The organism is Actinoplanes sp. NPDC051633, from assembly GCF_040681735.1.
Lineage (GTDB): Bacteria > Actinomycetota > Actinomycetes > Mycobacteriales > Micromonosporaceae > Actinoplanes.
The window spans coordinates 1-1,063 of sequence record NZ_JBFAZH010001819.1; the positions used below are offsets into that span (position 1 = coordinate 1).

The 1,063-nt window shown below is 72.0% G+C and carries 2 protein-coding genes; both read right to left on the reverse strand.

Features of this window, described 5'->3' with window-relative positions; genetic code table 11:
• Positions 1 to 107: 107 nt before the first annotated feature.
• Positions 108 to 398, reverse strand: a complete 291-nt coding sequence (locus tag AB0M20_RS45440; protein ID WP_364307884.1) for a hypothetical protein — start codon at positions 396 to 398, stop codon at positions 108 to 110.
• A gap of 70 nt (positions 399 to 468) precedes the next feature.
• Positions 469 to 1,063: response regulator transcription factor (locus tag AB0M20_RS45445; RefSeq protein WP_364307886.1), on the reverse strand; the 595-nt coding region annotated here is incomplete at its 5' end.

Genomic DNA, 1,063 nt, shown 5'->3' on the forward strand with positions numbered 1-1,063 from the left:
CCACTTCGGTTTGGTGCGTCCCGGCCGGAGGCAGCGTGCGGCCTTGACCACGACGGCGGCCCGCTGAGGACCCGGGACGTGCGATGGCTCGTATCCGTCGAATTGCTTTATGCCGCCAGCCGGGTGCCGATCTGATCGGACTCCTTGCGCTCGGGGGTCTGCTCTGTGGTTGATCGCAGGCGGCGGGAGGTGCGCCGCATCAGGCGCCACGCCATCAGCGCGGCGGCGACCACGCCGAGTCCACAGTGCACGAGCAGCACGCCGGCCAGATGCGGGCCGCCCCAGTCGTGCTGGTAGGTCGAGGGATCGTTGACGTCGATCACGAACGGCTCGACGATCGCCCGGGCGACGAAGTAGACCCCGGCGAACCACAGGAGAGCCACACCGATTCGCTTCATGCCATCGACGCTAGTGATCTCCCCGCCCGAGCTCGGTGGTGCTAGCACCACCCCGCCCCCGAGATATCCCCTAAGGCCCCGGGGTGATCAGCCCGCTCTCGTAGGCGAACGCAATCGCGCGGGCCCGGTCACGCAGGCCGAGCTTGTCGAGGGCCCGGCCGAGGTGCGTCTTGACCGTGGTCTCGCCCAGGTAGAGCCGCGCCGCGATCTCGGCGTTCGACAGCCCCCGGCCCACCAGGGCCAGCACCTCGGCCTCGCGGGCGGTCAGTTTGTCGAGCAGGGGATCGCGGGGCCTGGCCCGGGGCGCGCCCGCATAGCGCGTGATCACCCGCGGCACCACGGCCGGGTCGAGCAGCCCGCGCCCGGCCGCCACCTCGCGCAGCGCCTCGAGCAGCTGCTCGGGCGGCGACACCTTCAGCAGGAACCCGGCAACGCCCGCCCGCAGCGCCCCGTCGACCAGCACCTCCTCGTCGAATGTCGTGAGCACCAGCACGCGCACCTCGGGGTGGGCGGCGCCGATGGCCGTGGCCGCGGCGATCCCGTCGAGCCCCGGCATCCGGGCGTCCATCAGCACGACGTCGGGCTTCAGCTGCTCGGCCAGGCGCACCGCCTCGGCTCCGTCGGCGGCCTCGCCGACGACCTCCATGTCCGTCTCGTCGGAGATC

Bases quoted from the DNA above. Each gene is read 5' to 3' on its own strand.
- AB0M20_RS45440 (WP_364307884.1), bottom strand. From the start codon at position 398: ATGAAGCGAATCGGTGTGGCTCTCCTGTGGTTCGCCGGGGTCTACTTC.